Here is a 17,605-nt window from a genome sequence, read left to right on the forward strand (position 1 = left end):
TTCCGCTTCCGTCTGTTCTTATTTGTAGTAACACCGCTATTTAGGTGTTTGAATACTATCTGGATCAATTCCCAGCGCTTCAGCCATTTCTTTGTTGACAACTAATTCCAGGTCATCTGCACTTTCTACAGGCATAGAAGCCGGTTCTGCTTCGCCTTTGAGAATTTTAGCAGCCATTACCCCTGTCTGTTTACCAAGGGAATGATAGTCGATACCAATTGTTGCCAATCCACCTTCAGTAACCTGATCGATGGAGGCAGGAACGATTGGAACTTTCAATTCTTTAGCAACTTCGCCGATAACTGCTGAGGCAGAAGCAAAGGTATTGTCGGTTGGAATATAAATACCGTCCACGTCTTTTGCTAAGCTGGTTGTTACCTGCTGCACATCATTAGTAGAGTTGGCTGTCAGGACTTTCGTTGCGACGCCGGCTTTTTTTAATGCAGCCTCAGCTAAATCAGCTTGAATTTTTGAGTTAGGCTCGCCAGCGTTATACATAATGCCGATTGTTTTTGCGTCAGGAACAATACTCAACAGCAGTTCAATTTGCTTGTCGATTGATACCATGTCTGTAGTACCAGTGATGTTGCCGCCAGGTTTATCATCAGAAGCGACTAGTTTGGCACTGACTAAGTCGGTAACTGCAGTAACTGTAATAGGAATATCGGTTGTTTCACTGGCAAGAGATTGGGCAGCTGGTGTTCCAATTCCCAGCAGTAAGTCCGGTTTTCCTTTTATTAGCTTTTCGCTCATGCTTTTCAGCTGTGCTTGATCGTTTTGAGCATTGCTGTAATCAAGAGTGAGATTTTCACCTTCTTTAAAGCCGTTTTCTGCCAAGCCTTCTTTGAAGCCTTCATACGCTGCATCCAGAGAACCATGCTCCACAGGCTGCAGCACACCCACTGTCACACTGTCTTTGCTGCTCGAAGCGCCGCTGTCTTTTTTACTGCCTCCGCAAGCGCTAAGAGTTAGTAATGCTGCTGTCAGAATACTTAAACGAATCCATCTTTTTTTCATTGTATAGTCCCCCAATTTTCTTTTGTGTATTGATTTAGTGTTAAAGTGATAAAACAAAAACATCCATTTAGACAATATGTCTAAATGGATGTCGAGAATCATAAGAAATATACGCTTCTATTCATTAGCCACTTAGATTTATTGTCTACGCGGCTGTTTGCTCATCGCAAAGTTCTCTAGCCATCATAGATACAAAAACGAATTTGCCGTCTGTACCCATGAAGTATGAATACAAACCTATCTAAAATAGCTAAAGTAGTAACTATTCAATTGTGCGTGATTTGATATATTCGTCATAGGAATTCTCCTCCGCTTGATTGAATTGTTCTTAGTATATACAGCGAAAGAAAAAAAGTCAACAGATTTTTAGAATTTTCTGACGATTCTATCGGTTTAAATATGCTAAAATAGAAGGATGAGAAGCATCACTTAATGATGAGGAGGAAAATTATGAAACAACACTATCACGGCAGCTGTCAATGTGGAAAAATCAAGCTTACAGCAGCTGTTCAGTCTCTTGAAATGGGTCTTTGTCATTGCCGAAGCTGTCGAAAAATGAACGCGGGTCCAGTGTTCATTTTAGATGCCGGATTTGGAAAAGACATTCTATTCGAAGGGCTAGAACATATTACTGTGTATTCATCCTCGGAAAGAATGGAGAGAGGCTTCTGTAGTCATTGTGGAACCACGGTGTATTCAAGATTGGTTCAGCCGGACTTCTATGAAATTCCAGTAGATATATTTGATGATTTGCCGGAAAGCGAACTGATAATAGGTAAGGAATTTTTTTGCAGCAGTCAGCCGGAATACTATCATTTTGTAGAAAAGGGTCAGAGGTTTGAGAGATTTCCTCAATAACAGTTGAGATTTGAATTATCAGCGGGAAAATTTTTAATTCCATCTTTCTGTTTGGGGCAAATATGATATACTAATTTAGAAAAAACAAAAACATAAAGGGAGATTGTATTAGCATGAAAAGAAAAGTGTGGTTAGTTACGGGGTTATTATTTGTTTCTGTAGGTTTGATGGGTTGCGGCAGTAATGGGGATAAGGCAGAAACATCAAAAAGCAGTACTGAAAAAACAAGTGAAGTAAGTTCAGAAGAATCATCTACTGAAGAAATAACAGACGAAGTAAAAGAGTCTTCATCAGAAGAAGCAGGTGCCTCAAGCGAAATAGATGTGAAGAGCTATACTGCTGATAACGGAGAGGCTTTTGAATATGGATTGCTGGAACGTTGGCAGGAATTCGATGATATCCAATCTGTGAATCCGGCGGCTAGTTTTGCTTTTACAAATGGAAGCAGCGCAGTTGCAGCGATTTTCAATGACAAGGGTGATGTGGCAGACTATGCGACTTTCAAAAACCTGGTAGTTGAACAAATGCAGCAGACAACAGGTGTGACTATTACTTTTGAACCTACAACAATGAATGATATGGCTGGTGATAGAGCTAGTTTTGATGCAGAGATTCAAGGGATTAAGCTGCATTATGTGATTTATCTGCTGGAATCTGATCAGAATTATATTCAGCTGTTAACATGGTCTATGCAAAGCAAGTTTGCTTCAGAAGAAAAAGTGTTGGAAGAAGCAGCGCATACCTTCAAAATGGTTAAATAAAACTAAAAATCAAGCCGGAGCAGCTAATTCTCAGCTGCTCCGGTTTTTATGGTGTATCGATGCTGAAACCCCTTGACTTTTACTATAGAAAGAAGTAGAATATGTAGATGCAAAAACTATCTAAAAAATGATAAAGCAGAAACGAAATATTGTCCGTTTCGGTTTTAAATAGGGAAACAAAAGTAGAAACACTTGATTTTTTTGATCATGGCGACATTCTATTTTTGGTTTTTTTTTGCCTAAAAACCGCAAAAAATGCTTTCTGTTACATATATTTAATATTTGTAACTTAAATGAAATTTTAAAAGGTAGAGTTTTGACAGACTTATATCTAGAGGGGTGAAGAGCTTGGCTGGACACGTAGTAAAATACGGAAAGCATCGCGAACGTAGAAGTTTCGCACGTATCAGTGAAGTGTTGGAATTACCAAATTTAATTGAGATCCAAACAGACTCTTATCAATGGTTTTTAGATGAAGGGTTACGTGAAATGTTTGAGGACATTCTGCCGATTGAAGATTTTCAGGGAAACCTGTCCTTGGAGTTTGTAGACTATGAATTAAAAGAACCTAAGTATACTGTAGAAGAAGCGCGTGCACATGATGCCAATTATTCAGCGCCGCTGCATGTTACGTTGCGTTTAACAAACCGTGAAACTGGAGAAATCAAATCTCAGGAAGTATTCTTTGGTGATTTTCCTCTGATGACTGAGATGGGTACCTTCATCATCAATGGTGCTGAGCGTGTTATTGTTTCTCAGCTAGTCCGTTCTCCTGGTGTTTACTTCCATGGAAAAGTGGATAAAAACGGTAAAGAAGGTTTTGGCTCTACAGTAATCCCTAACCGCGGTGCGTGGTTGGAAATGGAAACTGATGCAAAGGATATTTCCTATGTACGTATTGACCGTACACGTAAAATTCCATTGACTGTTTTAGTCCGTGCGTTAGGTTTCGGCTCGGATGATACTATTTTTGAAATCTTCGGCGAAAGCGAAGGCTTAAGAAATACAATCGAAAAAGATTTGCATAAAAATGCGAGTGATTCCCGTACAGAAGAAGGCTTAAAGGATATCTACGAGCGTCTTCGACCTGGTGAGCCAAAGACAGCTGACAGCTCGCGTAATCTGTTGACAGCCCGTTTCTTTGATCCAAAACGTTACGATCTGGCAAATGTAGGTCGTTATAAAGTAAACAAAAAATTAGACTTGAAAACACGCCTGTTGAACCTGACTCTTGGCGAGACATTGATTGATGCTGAAACTGGTGAAATTCTGGTTGAAAAAGGCACAGTTCTAACTCATCAGGTAATGGAAACGCTTGGCGAACATATCGATAACGGCTTGAACAGTGTAACTTTCTATCCAAGTGAGGATGGAGTTGTTACTGAACCAATGACCGTTCAAGTGATTAAAGTAGAGTCGCCAAAAGATCCAGAACGTATTGTCAATGTAATTGGCAACGGCTATCCAGATACAAGCGTGAAAACCGTTCGTCCAGCTGATATTGTTGCATCTATGAGTTATTTCTTTAACTTGATGGAAGATATCGGTAATGTGGATGACATTGATCACTTAGGAAATCGTCGTATTCGTTCTGTTGGCGAGCTTTTACAAAATCAGTTCCGTATTGGTTTGGCTCGGATGGAACGTGTGGTTCGTGAAAGAATGTCGATTCAGGATACTGAAACACTGACACCACAGCAGCTGATTAATATTCGCCCAGTTGTGGCAAGTATCAAAGAATTCTTTGGTTCTTCACAGCTGTCACAGTTTATGGATCAGACAAATCCGCTTGGAGAATTAACGCATAAACGTCGTTTATCTGCCTTAGGACCTGGTGGTTTGACTCGTGACCGTGCTGGTTATGAAGTGCGGGACGTTCACTATTCTCACTATGGCCGTATGTGTCCGATTGAAACGCCGGAAGGTCCGAATATCGGTCTGATTAACAGCCTGTCAAGCTATGCGAAAGTAAATAAATTTGGTTTTATTGAAACACCGTATCGCCGTGTAGACCGTGCAACTGGTCAGGTAACTGATCAAGTTGATTATCTAACTGCTGATACAGAGGATCACTACATTGTTGCACAGGCCAATTCATTGTTAAATGAAGATGGTACTTTTGTAGAAGATTTAGTAATGGCTCGCCTGCAAAGTGAAAACTTGGAAGTAACTGTAGATAAAGTCGATTACATGGATGTATCACCGAAACAGGTAGTTGCAGTAGCGACTGCATGTATTCCTTTCTTAGAAAACGATGACTCCAACCGTGCTCTAATGGGAGCGAACATGCAGCGTCAGGCAGTACCTTTGATTCAGCCTCGTTCACCATTTGTGGGAACAGGGATGGAATATAAAGCAGCCCATGACTCTGGAGCAGCTTTGCTTTGTAAGCATGATGGAGTAGTTGAATTTGTTGATGCTTCTGAAATTCGTGTCCGCAGAGACAATGGTGCTTTAGACAAATATATGGTTACAAAATTCCGCCGTTCTAATTCTGGAACGAGCTACAATCAGCGTCCAATCGTTCTTTTTGGCGAAAAAGTTGAAAAAGGCGATACGCTGGCTGATGGACCATCCATGGAAGAAGGAGAAATGGCTTTAGGACAAAACGTTCTAGTCGGCTTCATGACATGGGAAGGGTACAACTATGAAGATGCGATTATCATGAGTCAGCGTCTGGTTAAAGACGATGTTTATACATCTATTCATATTGAAGAATATGAATCAGAAGCTCGTGATACAAAATTAGGACCTGAAGAAATTACTCGTGAGATTCCAAACGTTGGTGAAGACGCGTTGAAGGATCTTGATGAGATGGGGATTATCCGTATTGGTGCAGAAGTTAAAGATGGTGATTTACTGGTGGGTAAAGTGACGCCGAAGGGTGTGACTGAACTTTCAGCCGAAGAACGTCTGCTGCATGCAATTTTTGGTGAAAAAGCCCGCGAAGTTCGTGATACTTCTCTGCGCGTGCCTCATGGCGGCGGCGGAATTGTGCATGATGTGAAAATCTTTACCCGCGAGGGCGGCGATGAGCTTTCTCCAGGTGTGAATATGCTGGTGCGTGTCTATATCGTTCAGAAGCGTAAGATTCACGAAGGAGATAAAATGGCCGGACGTCACGGGAATAAAGGGGTTGTTTCCCGTATCATGCCGGAAGAGGATATGCCTTTCCTACCAGACGGTACACCGATTGATATCATGCTGAACCCTCTAGGGGTACCATCTCGTATGAATATCGGGCAGGTATTAGAGCTTCACTTAGGGATGGCAGCCCGTCAATTAGGTATCCATGTAGCAACACCTGTATTTGATGGTGCAAATGATGATGATGTTTGGGAAACAGTTCGTGAAGCCGGTATGGCAAGCGACGCAAAAACTGTTCTTTATGACGGACGTACAGGTGAACCATTTGATAACCGTATTTCTGTCGGTGTTATGTATATGATCAAGCTGGCCCACATGGTCGATGATAAACTGCATGCCCGCTCTATTGGACCATATTCTCTTGTTACGCAGCAGCCTCTGGGTGGTAAAGCTCAGTTTGGTGGACAGCGTTTCGGTGAGATGGAGGTTTGGGCGTTGGAGGCTTATGGAGCAGCGTATACCCTTCAGGAAATCTTGACTTACAAGTCTGATGATGTAGTTGGACGTGTGAAAACGTATGAAGCAATCGTTAAGGGCGAACCAATTCCAAAACCAGGTGTACCGGAATCATTCCGTGTACTGGTAAAAGAACTGCAGTCCTTAGGGTTGGATATGCGCGTTCTGGATATTGAGGAGCAAGAGATTGAGCTGCGTGATATGGATGACGACGATGATGATTTGATTACTGTTGATGCGCTGACAAAATTTGCTGAGCAGCAATCTGCCAAGCAATTAGAGAAAGAAGCAGCTGCAGCTAAAAAAGAAGCAGAGGCTGATGTTGTTCAAAGTATTGAAACAGCAGAAGACAGAATCGATTAGTCGTTAGGTCGACTGAACAACCGGCTGATGAAAAGATAAATTTATCATCTGGCTTTATGAGCTGATGTTATTGAGTGGCATCTTATTGTTTTTCTTGATTACTCAGCTTTTCTTAACTAAGAAATGGAGGGAACCCCTTTTGATCGATGTAAATAAATTCGAGAGTATGCAGATCGGTTTAGCTTCACCTGAGAAGATCAGAAGCTGGTCTTATGGGGAAGTAAAGAAACCCGAAACGATCAACTATCGTACTTTAAAGCCTGAACGTGAAGGCTTGTTCTGTGAACGTATTTTCGGTCCTACTAAAGACTGGGAATGTGCTTGCGGGAAATATAAACGTATCCGTTATAAAGGCATCGTCTGTGACCGATGCGGCGTAGAGGTTACTCGTTCTAAAGTGCGCCGTGAACGTATGGGTCATATTGAATTGGCGGCACCAGTATCACATATCTGGTATTTCAAAGGTATTCCTTCTCGTATGGGACTTGTTTTAGACATGAGTCCGCGTGCTTTAGAGGAAATTATCTATTTTGCATCTTACGTAGTAATTGATGCTGGAGATACCGGTTTAGAAAAGAAACAATTGCTGACAGAACGTGAATACCGTGAAAAACGCGATCAGTACGGACAAGGCTTCTCTGCTGCAATGGGTGCTGAAGCAATCAAACAATTGCTGGACAATGTTGATTTGGACGGCGAAGTTGCAAGTTTGAAAGAAGACTTAAAAACAGCGCAGGGACAAAAGAGAACACGGGCTATTCGTCGTTTAGATATTATGGAAGCTTTTCGTTCATCTGGTAATCAGCCGAGCTGGATGGTTATGGATGTTATTCCAGTTATTCCACCGGATTTGCGTCCAATGGTTCAATTGGAGGGCGGCCGTTTTGCAACGAGTGACTTAAACGATTTGTATCGTCGTGTTATTAACCGTAACAATCGTTTGAAACGTCTGCTTGATTTAAATGCGCCAAATATCATTGTTCAAAATGAAAAACGTATGCTGCAGGAAGCTGTTGATGCATTAATCGACAACGGACGCCGCGGCAGACCAGTAACTGGACCAGGTAACCGTCCGCTGAAATCTCTTTCTCATATGCTGAAAGGGAAACAAGGTCGTTTCCGTCAGAACTTACTGGGTAAACGTGTTGACTATTCCGGTCGTTCCGTTATCGTTGTTGGACCAAACTTGAAAATGTATCAGTGTGGTCTGCCGAAGGAAATGGCGATTGAGCTGTTTAAACCGTTTGTTATGCGTGTTCTGGTTCAACGGGAAATCGCAACAAACATTAAAAATGCAAAACGTAAAATTGAGCGCGGTGAAGATGAAGTTTGGGATATTCTGGAAGAGGTTATCCAAGAACACCCAGTTTTACTTAACCGGGCACCTACACTGCATAGATTAGGTATCCAAGCCTTTGAACCGGTTCTTGTTGAAGGTCGTGCTATTCGTCTTCACCCGCTAGTTTGTGAAGCCTATAATGCCGATTTCGATGGAGACCAAATGGCGGTTCACGTACCGTTGAATGAAGAAGCACAGGCTGAAGCGCGTATGCTGATGCTTGCGGCACAAAACATTTTGAACCCGAAAGATGGAAAACCAGTTGTAACGCCATCTCAGGATATGGTCCTTGGTAACTATTACCTGACAATGGAAGAAGAAAACCGTGAAGGGGAAGGTATGGTCTTCCGCGACATGAACGAAGCTGTTCTTGCATGGCGCAATGGCTATGTCCATCTACATTCGCGGATTGGCGTTCAAACAACACTGCTTGGCGACAAACCATTCACTGACTGGCAAAAAGAACGCTTGTTGATTACCACTGTTGGTAAGATTATCTTCAATGAAATCATGCCGATAGAGTTCCCTTATCTGAATGAACCGACAGATTATAACCTGACTGTTCAAACGCCGGATAAATACTTTGTAGAAGCTGGAACAGATATTCCGGCATATATTAAAGAGCAGGAACTGATTTTGCCGTTTAAGAAGAAAAATCTTGGAAATATCATTGCAGAAGTATTCAAGAGATTCCATATTACTGAAACCTCTAAAATGCTTGACCGTATGAAAGACTTGGGTTATAAACACTCAACACATGCCGGAATTACAGTAGGAATTGCCGATATCATGGTTCTCCATGAAAAGCATGACATTATCGATGCTGCCCATAAACAGGTAGAAACGATTACGAAACAATTCCGTCGTGGTTTGATTACAGATGATGAGCGTTATGAACGTGTAATTGCAGTCTGGAACGGTGCTAAGGATGATATCCAGCTGAAACTGATGGAAAGTTTGGATGCGAAAAATCCAATTTTCATGATGTCGGATTCAGGAGCCCGTGGTAACATCTCCAACTTTACTCAGCTTGCTGGGATGCGTGGATTGATGGCTGCGCCAAACGGACGTATCATGGAATTACCGATTATCTCTAACTTCCGTGAAGGCTTATCTGTCTTGGAAATGTTTATCTCTACTCACGGAGCCCGTAAAGGGATGACCGATACAGCACTGAAAACGGCCGATTCAGGTTATCTGACTCGTCGTTTAGTAGATGTTGCGCAGGACGTAATTATCCGTGAAGATGACTGTGGTACCGATCGTGGTCTGCAGATTGCTGCAATCAAAGAGGGCAATGAGATTATTGAAGCGTTGGAAGAACGTTTACTAGGACGTTACACACGTAAATCTGTATTCCATCCAGAAACGGGTGAGTTGATTATTGGTGAAGATCAATTAATCTCTGAAGATACTGCTAGAGAAATTGTTGATGCTGGTATTGAAACAGTAACTATCCGTTCTGTCTTTACATGTAATACCAAGCATGGTGTATGTAAGCATTGTTACGGACGTAACCTTGCTACTGGCTCAGATGTTGAAGTTGGGGAAGCAGTCGGAACGATTGCTGCTCAATCTATCGGTGAACCAGGTACACAGCTTACAATGCGTACCTTCCACACGGGCGGGGTTGCCGGTGACGATATCACGCAAGGTCTGCCTCGTGTTCAGGAAATCTTTGAAGCCCGTAATCCGAAAGGTCAGGCTGTAATCACAGAGGTTACTGGAGATGTTATCGATATCTCTGAAGATCCTGCAACACGTCAAAAAGAAGTAACAATTAAAGGGAAAACAGATACGCGTACGTATACTGTTCCATATACTGCCCGTATGAAAGTGGCAGAAGGCGATATGATTCATCGTGGAGAACCGTTGACAGAAGGTTCTATTGATCCAAAACAATTACTGCAGGTGCGCGATGTACTTTCAGTAGAAAACTACTTGCTGCGTGAAGTACAGCGTGTTTACCGTATGCAAGGGGTGGAAATCGGCGATAAGCATATTGAAGTAATGGTTCGTCAAATGCTGCGTAAAGTTCGAGTAATGGATCCGGGTGATACAGATATCCTTCCGGGTACCCTGCTGGACATCGCTGAATTCAAGGATCGTAACTATGACACCTTAGTGGCCGGCGGCGTTCCTGCAACAAGCCGTCCAGTACTGCTTGGTATCACGAAAGCCTCTCTGGAAACAAACAGCTTCTTGTCTGCTGCATCCTTCCAGGAAACAACTCGTGTATTAACAGATGCTGCGATTCGTGGTAAGAAAGATCCTCTGCTTGGTCTGAAGGAAAATGTTATTATTGGTAAGATCATTCCTGCTGGTACAGGGATGGCTCGCTACCGCAACATGGAGCCTAAAGAAGTCAAAGTGGCTAGTGAGAATGTTTACAGTATCTCTGATATTGAAGCACAAATGGCTGCAGAAGATGCATTGAATGACTTAAATAAATAATTAAAAAAGCGAGAACGGATTTCCGTTCCCGCTTTTTTATATTCAGTTGAAACTGCTAATTAAGTGAAAATCAAACTTCGTGGAACATTATTCTGTACCCAGTATTTGATTAATCTCCTGACTAAATAAATCTGCTTTGCCGCCAAAGACAGCTTGAATGCCGCCATCTATTTCCAGCACAGCGATTGCTCCCAGCTGTTTGATGTGCTCCTTTTCGACGATATTGCTTGCCTTGACAGCAACACGTAAGCGTGTCGCACAGGCTGCTACTGAGATAATATTTTCTTCACCGCCAAGTGCTTCGATAATCACTAGAGAATCATCATATAACGAACCTGATTTGACTGTTTCTGTTAATTTATCTCCTTCATCATCAGTGATTTCCATTCCGGGAATAGCTACTTTAAATCTTCTAATACAGAAGGAAAAAACAAAGTAATAGACAGCGGCCCAAAGTAAACCTAGTGGAATAATATAGAGCCAATGGGTTCGGCTTTCTCCCTGGAAAACCCCAAATAACAGGAAGTCAATTAAACCGCCGGAAAATGAATTTCCAATACGGATACTGAGCAAGTCTGCAACGAAAAAGGAACAGCCATCAAGAAAAGCGTGAATGACGTACAGCCACGGAGCACTGAACAAAAACATATATTCAATGGGTTCGGTGATACCTGTTAAGAAAGAAGTAAGCGCACCACTGGCATAAAGACCACCAGTCTTTTTTCGATTCTCTTTCGGTATTGCCCGATACATTGCATAACAGGCTGCAGGCAAACCGAACATCATAGTAGCGAATCGTCCGGCAAAAAAACGAGTTCCGTAAGTAAACAAACCAGTATGGTTTGGATCAGCCAGTTGAGCAAAGAAAATATTCTGAGCTCCGGCAATTTGTTCCCCCGCAACAGTTTCTACTCCGCCCAAAGAGGTGTACCAGAACATTGGATAAATAGTATGATGAAGACCGACAGCCCCAGTTAATCTAAGCAGAAATCCGTATAGAAATGTACCGATACTGCCCATACCAGCAACCCCTTCACCTACAGAGACCATTACTTGTTGAATAGGCGGCCAGATTAAAAAGAAAATGACACCTATAATAATTGCAGCAAGTGAAGAAACAATTGGAATGAATCGGGAGCCGCCAAAGAAGCCTAAAAAGCGGGGCAGTTCAATTTTCCGATAGCGATTATGAAGAAAGGATACCGTTCCGCCAATCGCGATGGAACCGATTACACCAGTGTCTATAGTATTATCCGGTGAGAAAAGTTGAAGTAATCCGCTGATAGTGGCAGTATAAACAAGAAATGAGACTCCGCCTGCTAATCCTGCAGTTCCTTTATCACCGTTTGCCAGACCAACAGCTAAACCGATTGCGAAAATAAGAGCTAAATTGCTAAAAACTGCATTTCCGGCATTGCTCATAACAGTTAAGATTGTTTGCAGCCATTGCTGATTCAGCCAAGGATAAGCTTGAATAGCACTGGCATTAGATAACGCTCCTCCGATTCCAAGCAGCAAACCAGCTGCTGGCAGAATAGCTATAGGCAGCATAAATGCTCGTCCTAGTTGAGAAAATTTCTTAAACATATAACTCCTCCTTTAATAAATACCCAAATTATTTTTTCACAGCTTCTACAGCTGAAATGAAACGTGCAGCAATTTCCATAGGGCGGGTAATCGCTCCGCCAACAACAATTCCGGCGACGCCAAGCTGGCTGATTTCGGCTGCCTGTTCAGGCGTCTGAATTTTCCCTTCGGCAATTACATCAATGCCCTGTGCGACTAATTGCTGAATTAGCTCTATCGCAGGTCCGTCATCTTTCCGGCTTTCACTGGTGTAACCAGCCAATGTAGTTCCGACAAAGTCTACACCAGCCTTCCAAGCCAATTCACCCTCTGCCAAAGTGGCAATATCTGCCATTAAAAGCATATTCGGATATTTTTGCTTAATCGCTTGGATATTTTGAGTAACTGTTTTTCCGTCATAACGTTCCCTGTTTGTACAATCAAGTGCGATAACTGCAACGCCTTCCTCCGCAAGTGCGTCAACTTCCTGCATTGTAGCTGTAATAAACGGTTGTTGTGGAGGGTATTCCCGCTTAATAATCCCAATGATGGGCAGCTGGGTAACAGCTTTAATTTCCTTAATATCCCGAATCGAGTTTGCCCGAATCCCTACAGCACCTGCTTGTTCAGCGGCTTTGGCCATTAGAGGCATGATTCCTCCGGTTTCTGAATATAAAGGCTCTCCAGGAAGTGCTTGGCAGGATACAATAACACCGCCATTTATTTTTTTTGAAAAGTCTCTTTTCTCCATTTTTACCTCCATAATATAAATTTTGGAGTTTATCTCCAAAAACAATATACTACACTCCTCCGAAAATGTAAATATGGAGGAGGAAGAAAATTTGACAAAAAGCGAAAAAAAATGGAAAATGGTACTAATAAATGAAGGTTGGAGAATGATGATGAGCTATTTAGAAAATATACATGCAAACTATACTTATTTAACAAAATCAGAAAAGAAAGTGGCTGATTATGTCGTTTCATCTGGTGAAAAAGTCCTGCATCAGACAATGGTGGATATTAAGAAAGCAACAATGGTTGGGGATGCAACGATTGTTCGTTTTTGCCAGAAAGTTGGATATAATGGGTTTTCTGATTTAAAAATCGATATTGCCAAAGAAGGATTTCCAGCAGGTGTGCCGAGTCATTCTTCTTTGACTGAAAAAAACTTTATAAAAACAATTGAAGACCGATTAATCAAAGCAATCCAAGAAACCTGTGTACTGGCTGATGAGCAAAAGCTGAAAACTGCTGTGACATACATTTATAATGCTAAAAATATCTATATTTTCGGAGTTGGCTCCAGCGGCATCACTGCTCGGGACATGGAGTCGCGCTTCTTAAGGGGAGGAGTCCAGGCAAAGGCGATTACAGATTCTCATTATCAGGCAATGAATGCCTCGCTATTTTCAAAAGAAGATGTCGTAATTGCGTTAAGTCTTACTGGGAAGACAACGGATATCTACGATGCCTTATCGATTGCAAAAAAGAATCAAGCAAAAATCATTGTGATTTCAAACTATGTTCTGTCTCCGATTGCTCAGATTGGCGATGTTGTTTTACAAACCGCAATAGAAGAGTATTTGCTGAATGGCGGTTCATTGACGGGAAAAGTGTCTCAAATTTTTGCTATTGATTTGTTAATCACTTACTACGAAAAAACATATGGTATCAATGAATTGCAAATGAGAGAAAAAGTAGCCCGTTCAATCATGAACAAGCAGCTGGATTAGTTAGAATTCTAATTCTTAGAAAAGCAGATAATTGTGCTTATTAATCTAAGGGGCGTATTATTGCTATATGAGGAGGGATAATATGGCTGATTTTGAAAAAGCAATTTTTGCTGGCGGCTGCTTCTGGTGTATGGTGCATCCTTTTGATGAGCATCCTGGGGTTATTTCTGTGGTCTCTGGTTACACTGGCGGTCACGTAGAGAATCCAACCTATCAACAGGTGACAACGGGAACAACGGGGCATACTGAGGCGGTTGAAATTACTTTCAATCCAACTATTCTGCCGTATAAGGAACTGGTTAATATCTATTGGCAACAGACAGATCCAACAGATGCTTTAGGTCAGTTTGCAGATAGAGGGGATTCTTATCGTCCAGTTATCTTTTACGAGAATGAGGAGCAGAAGAAAACGGCAGAAGCTTCTAAAACAGCGCTGGAGAACAGCGGACGCTTTAAAAAACCAATTGTTACTAAAATTGAGCCTGCTCAGCCGTTTTATCCGGCTGAAGAATACCATCAGGATTATTACAAAAAGAATCGTCTGCACTATAATCTTTATAGAAAAGGCTCCGGACGAGCAAAATTCATAGAAGACCACTGGAAAGCTAAATAAGAAACAGCGGAGCTTTGCTGAATGAATTGTTCCAAATATAAAAATCTCAAAGAACAGAGAAATCCAACTGTTCTTTGAGATTTTTATATTTTTTAATCAATAGTATGAATAGAAAGGTTGTTCAATCAAAGGTATTCTAATAAAGCCAATAGTGTATTTTGACTAAAAATTATAAGTGGATAATCAGATGAAAATACAAAGAGAATCAATCCTAATAATAAGAAAGGGACGAACGGAATTTGTCCGACCCTTCTACGAAAAAAGATACGTTGGAATAGTGCATATAGTAAGGCACTTCCACTAGAAAAAAATAAGATAAACAAGATGCCTTTTCCATCTAAAAGCAGCCCCCAGAATGATAATAGTAAAACATCCCCGTAGCCAATCGATTGTTCAATTAGTTTATTCAGCAAGCAAAGACTGCTGAATACAATCAGACAGGTTTGGAAATATAGGGGGTGTCCCAACCCGCTGTGGCAGAAAATCAAAATAAAGGTGCAGGGATAAAAAATTCTGGGCTCTACAATCATATAGAAAATGTCTGTCAAAGAGAGTAGTAATCCCATAGACAATAGTAAAAAGGTATGAAGGGAGGATAGGTTAATTTCTTGTGAAAAACAAAGAACACCTAATGATCCGCCAGACAGCTCGCTGAAAAAATAGATAAAAGGAATTTTTTTAGCACAGTAGTTACAGCGAAACCGTTGTAGAATAACAGAAAATAACGGAATCAGCTCATAAAACTGCAGTTTTTGGGAACAGTGGGGGCAGTGAGAGGCTGGTGACAGGATCGAGCCTCCTTTAGGTATTCGTTCAGCTGTTAAACAATAAAATGAACCTAAGCAAGCGCCGAAAATAAACAACAACAGATTAGTCATTGTACTCCTCCCTTCAAAACAAGATACGCAAAGTTTATAAAACTCATTTAATTATTTTTAATAATCAGCCCTCTCTCTGCTTTTTGCTGTTGGTAAAAGGGATTCTTTTAAATCAGCCAACTTGTGCTGTAAATCTGAATACTGACACATTCAATAGATTTTATCCAGTTACTATTCCACCGCCTACCATTCTGTTAGAGGTTCCTTATACAGCGAAAATTTTGCTGAATTTATGTGGACTTTTCTCTATATTTTAGGAATAATAGATAATAGCAACAAACATATAGCAAGTGAATGAACACTAATGGAGGGTACATATGAAAAAAGCAGCAGTAATGATCATTGCGTTTGTCAGCATTCTGCTGACGGGCTGCAACAGAGCTATTCCGGCTGATGAAGCGGGTGAATTGCTTATTGACCGCTTGATTTACCAAGAAAAGAAGAATGAGTTTGAAGCAGGCTTTAGAGATGGAGAGGCCACTGGAAAGAAGCTGGATGATAATAGTTTAGACTTTGAGGAAAACTTTATTTCTGGTCTAGAGTCAACTGGGACAAAAGTACCTAAAGAAGAGGCGGAGAAGCTGACACAGGAATTGCTGAAGCAGACCAAAGCAAAAACAAGCTATCGAATTGTTGAAATAAAAGAGAATAAAAAAGGTGCCGAAATCACTTACTTCATTACTGGCCTGGATTTGGTCAATGCGATGAAGGAAATGACTAGGACATTAGTTCGGGAAGCTGTTGAAAAGGCTGACGGCGCAGAAACAGATCAAGAAATCCTTGAATCGACAATTTCCATTTTAACGGAACGCATAAAAGTTATTAAAATAGAAAATGATGATATTGAAATTAGCTTAAAGCTGGAAAAAGAAGGCGGCAAATGGTATATTCCGGCGGCTCAGGAGGAAACCGTTTCTCGTATATTTATGGCTTTTATATCGGGTACAGAAGATGATGAAGAACTAAATGACGGATTAAACGAAGCGGTAGATGAAGTGATGAATGAGATGTTGGATTCCTTATACAGCCAGCCGGCTTTAGATGAAGAGACAACAGATGAAGAGCTTCAGCAGGCAATTGATGATTTATTAAAAGAAACCCAGGGTTCTACAGAAGAATCAGCCACAACGGAATCAGATTAGATTATAATAACTATTAAAAAATAAATATTCCATTCTTGAGAGATTTTGTTGTACTTTTCCTCTGTTTCATACTAAACTAGTAATGTAGACAAAATTTAGGAGGATGAATAATAATGAAATTTGAACAAACAAAAGAAGTACTAAATCAATTAGTAGCAGACTTAAGCCAATTTTCAGTGGTTATCCACCAAACACACTGGTATATGCGCGGACCTGAGTTCCTAACACTGCATCCGTTAATGGACGATTATATGGATGAAATTAACGATCAGCTTGATGTTGTTTCTGAACGTCTGATTACGCTGGATGGTTCTCCATACTCAACCTTAAGAGAATTTGCGGATAACACTGGTATCGAAGATGAAGTAGGCAATTGGGACCGTACAATTCCTGAACGTATGGAAAAATTAGTAGAAGGTTATCGTTATTTAGCTGACCTATATCAAAAAGGTATTGATGTTTCTGGTGAGGAAGGCGACGATTCTACTCAAGATATCTTTATTGCTAATAAAACAGATATCGAAAAGAAAATCTGGATGCTGCAGGCTAAATTAGGCAAAGCTCCTGGTGTTGATGCAGATACTCGAACAAAAGCAAGATAACTATAAAAAAATCTAAGCAAACATACTAAGATTAGAGGTCGAGACAAAAGTGTTTAGCTCCGAGAAATAAGACGAATTATCCGAAAATAGCTTTTCATATTTTTGAGATAGTTCGGCTTATTTCCGAGAGAGCTACTTTTGGAACGCCGTTTATTCGGATTTTAGAGAAAGAAGAGTTCGGGCATTTACTTATGTCCCAAACTCTATTTTCTATTTATAGCGTATAGTGAGGGTGAAAGGAAGCTCGAACAAAACCTCGAGGACCACGAGTCCGAAATATAAACCGAGCTCCTTCTCTATCCTTTTAGAATCAGGTTTAAGTATGTTGAGACTACGAGGTTGTGACAGAAGTGGTCAGCTTCAAGCACCAAGTAGGTACTTTTCATCATCTGTTCAGCTTAAAAGAGCAATTACAGTAATTCTAAGCAATAAGGCGGAAATTCCGAAAATGACAGGAAACATGAAGGTAAACCATTCGATGTTGACTGATTCCTACCTGGTGTTCCACAGATTTTTGCGAATTTTCGCCTTATTGTCGAAGAGCCTTGAAACACGGTGATTTACCACTGATGTTGAGCGGACATCGATGCAGCTCGCTGCTAGTAGTTACTTCTAAAACACAGTTTATCCAAGTTTAAGGACTGAGGCACACTAATGTCACAGCCCTTTTTTGTAT

12 protein-coding genes are annotated in these 17,605 nt (G+C 41.1%); 8 read left to right on the top strand and 4 right to left on the bottom strand.

The annotated features are described in order from the left end of the window. Positions 1-36 precede the first annotated feature (36 nt). Positions 37-1,017: an ABC transporter substrate-binding protein gene (locus tag AC1Z3K_RS12290; RefSeq protein WP_426084811.1), complete on the bottom strand. Its 981-nt coding sequence runs from the start codon at positions 1,015-1,017 to the stop codon at positions 37-39. Positions 1,018-1,467: 450 nt separating this feature from the next. Here AC1Z3K_RS12290 and AC1Z3K_RS12295 point away from each other — a divergent pair, with 450 nt between their 5' ends. From AC1Z3K_RS12295 to rpoC, 4 genes are all read left to right on the top strand, one after another. Further along, positions 1,468-1,875, top strand: a complete 408-nt coding sequence (locus AC1Z3K_RS12295) for a GFA family protein (protein WP_461732867.1) — start codon at positions 1,468-1,470, stop codon at positions 1,873-1,875. A gap of 113 nt (positions 1,876-1,988) precedes the next feature. Continuing rightward, positions 1,989-2,636, top strand: a complete 648-nt coding sequence (locus AC1Z3K_RS12300; RefSeq protein ID WP_461732868.1) for a hypothetical protein — start codon at positions 1,989-1,991, stop codon at positions 2,634-2,636. A 348-nt stretch (positions 2,637-2,984) separates the two neighbouring features. Next, positions 2,985-6,602, top strand: coding sequence for a DNA-directed RNA polymerase subunit beta (rpoB, locus tag AC1Z3K_RS12305; protein WP_426084814.1), 3,618 nt, complete (start codon positions 2,985-2,987; stop codon positions 6,600-6,602). A gap of 139 nt (positions 6,603-6,741) precedes the next feature. Continuing rightward, positions 6,742-10,395, top strand: a complete 3,654-nt coding sequence (gene rpoC, locus AC1Z3K_RS12310) for a DNA-directed RNA polymerase subunit beta' (protein ID WP_426084815.1) — start codon at positions 6,742-6,744, stop codon at positions 10,393-10,395. Between the two features lie 87 nt (positions 10,396-10,482). Here rpoC and AC1Z3K_RS12315 read toward each other — a convergent pair whose 3' ends face one another. Then, positions 10,483-11,982, bottom strand: coding sequence for a PTS transporter subunit EIIC (locus AC1Z3K_RS12315; protein WP_461732869.1), 1,500 nt, complete (start codon positions 11,980-11,982; stop codon positions 10,483-10,485). Positions 11,983-12,010: 28 nt separating this feature from the next. Then, a complete protein-coding gene (locus AC1Z3K_RS12320; RefSeq protein ID WP_426084891.1) occupies positions 12,011-12,712 on the bottom strand; it encodes an N-acetylmannosamine-6-phosphate 2-epimerase in 702 nt (233 codons plus the stop codon). Positions 12,713-12,863: 151 nt separating this feature from the next. Here AC1Z3K_RS12320 and AC1Z3K_RS12325 point away from each other — a divergent pair, with 151 nt between their 5' ends. Both AC1Z3K_RS12325 and msrA read left to right on the top strand, forming a co-directional pair. Next, complete coding sequence (locus AC1Z3K_RS12325; protein ID WP_426084894.1) at positions 12,864-13,694, top strand: MurR/RpiR family transcriptional regulator; 831 nt, start codon at positions 12,864-12,866, stop codon at positions 13,692-13,694. A gap of 82 nt (positions 13,695-13,776) precedes the next feature. Beyond that, on the top strand, positions 13,777-14,307 hold the full coding sequence (gene msrA / locus AC1Z3K_RS12330; protein WP_426084890.1) for a peptide-methionine (S)-S-oxide reductase MsrA: 531 nt from the start codon (positions 13,777-13,779) through the stop codon (positions 14,305-14,307). A 125-nt stretch (positions 14,308-14,432) separates the two neighbouring features. Here msrA and AC1Z3K_RS12335 read toward each other — a convergent pair whose 3' ends face one another. Further along, complete coding sequence (locus AC1Z3K_RS12335; RefSeq protein ID WP_461732870.1) at positions 14,433-15,185, bottom strand: prepilin peptidase; 753 nt, start codon at positions 15,183-15,185, stop codon at positions 14,433-14,435. A gap of 317 nt (positions 15,186-15,502) precedes the next feature. On the opposite strand from AC1Z3K_RS12335, the gene AC1Z3K_RS12340 reads away from it, so the two are divergent. Beyond that, the gene (locus AC1Z3K_RS12340) at positions 15,503-16,327 is read left to right on the top strand and encodes a DUF5105 domain-containing protein (protein ID WP_426084888.1); all 825 of its coding nucleotides are present in this window, start codon (positions 15,503-15,505) and stop codon (positions 16,325-16,327) included. A gap of 113 nt (positions 16,328-16,440) precedes the next feature. Next, a complete protein-coding gene (locus AC1Z3K_RS12345; RefSeq protein ID WP_426084887.1) occupies positions 16,441-16,929 on the top strand; it encodes a Dps family protein in 489 nt (162 codons plus the stop codon). Positions 16,930-17,605 lie beyond the last annotated feature (676 nt).

The organism is Enterococcus sp. LJL128 (assembly GCF_056924295.1).

Coding starts and splice junctions, on each gene's coding strand:
- AC1Z3K_RS12290 (WP_426084811.1), bottom strand. CDS start 1,017: ATGAAAAAAAGATGGATTCGTTTAAGTATTCTGACAGCAGCATTACTA.
- AC1Z3K_RS12320 (WP_426084891.1), bottom strand. CDS start 12,712: ATGGAGAAAAGAGACTTTTCAAAAAAAATAAATGGCGGTGTTATTGTA.
- AC1Z3K_RS12325 (WP_426084894.1), top strand. CDS start 12,864: ATGAGCTATTTAGAAAATATACATGCAAACTATACTTATTTAACAAAA.
- AC1Z3K_RS12340 (WP_426084888.1), top strand. CDS start 15,503: ATGAAAAAAGCAGCAGTAATGATCATTGCGTTTGTCAGCATTCTGCTG.
- AC1Z3K_RS12345 (WP_426084887.1), top strand. CDS start 16,441: ATGAAATTTGAACAAACAAAAGAAGTACTAAATCAATTAGTAGCAGAC.
- AC1Z3K_RS12300 (WP_461732868.1), top strand. CDS start 1,989: ATGAAAAGAAAAGTGTGGTTAGTTACGGGGTTATTATTTGTTTCTGTA.
- msrA (WP_426084890.1), top strand. CDS start 13,777: ATGGCTGATTTTGAAAAAGCAATTTTTGCTGGCGGCTGCTTCTGGTGT.
- AC1Z3K_RS12335 (WP_461732870.1), bottom strand. CDS start 15,185: ATGACTAATCTGTTGTTGTTTATTTTCGGCGCTTGCTTAGGTTCATTT.
- AC1Z3K_RS12315 (WP_461732869.1), bottom strand. CDS start 11,982: ATGTTTAAGAAATTTTCTCAACTAGGACGAGCATTTATGCTGCCTATA.
- AC1Z3K_RS12295 (WP_461732867.1), top strand. CDS start 1,468: ATGAAACAACACTATCACGGCAGCTGTCAATGTGGAAAAATCAAGCTT.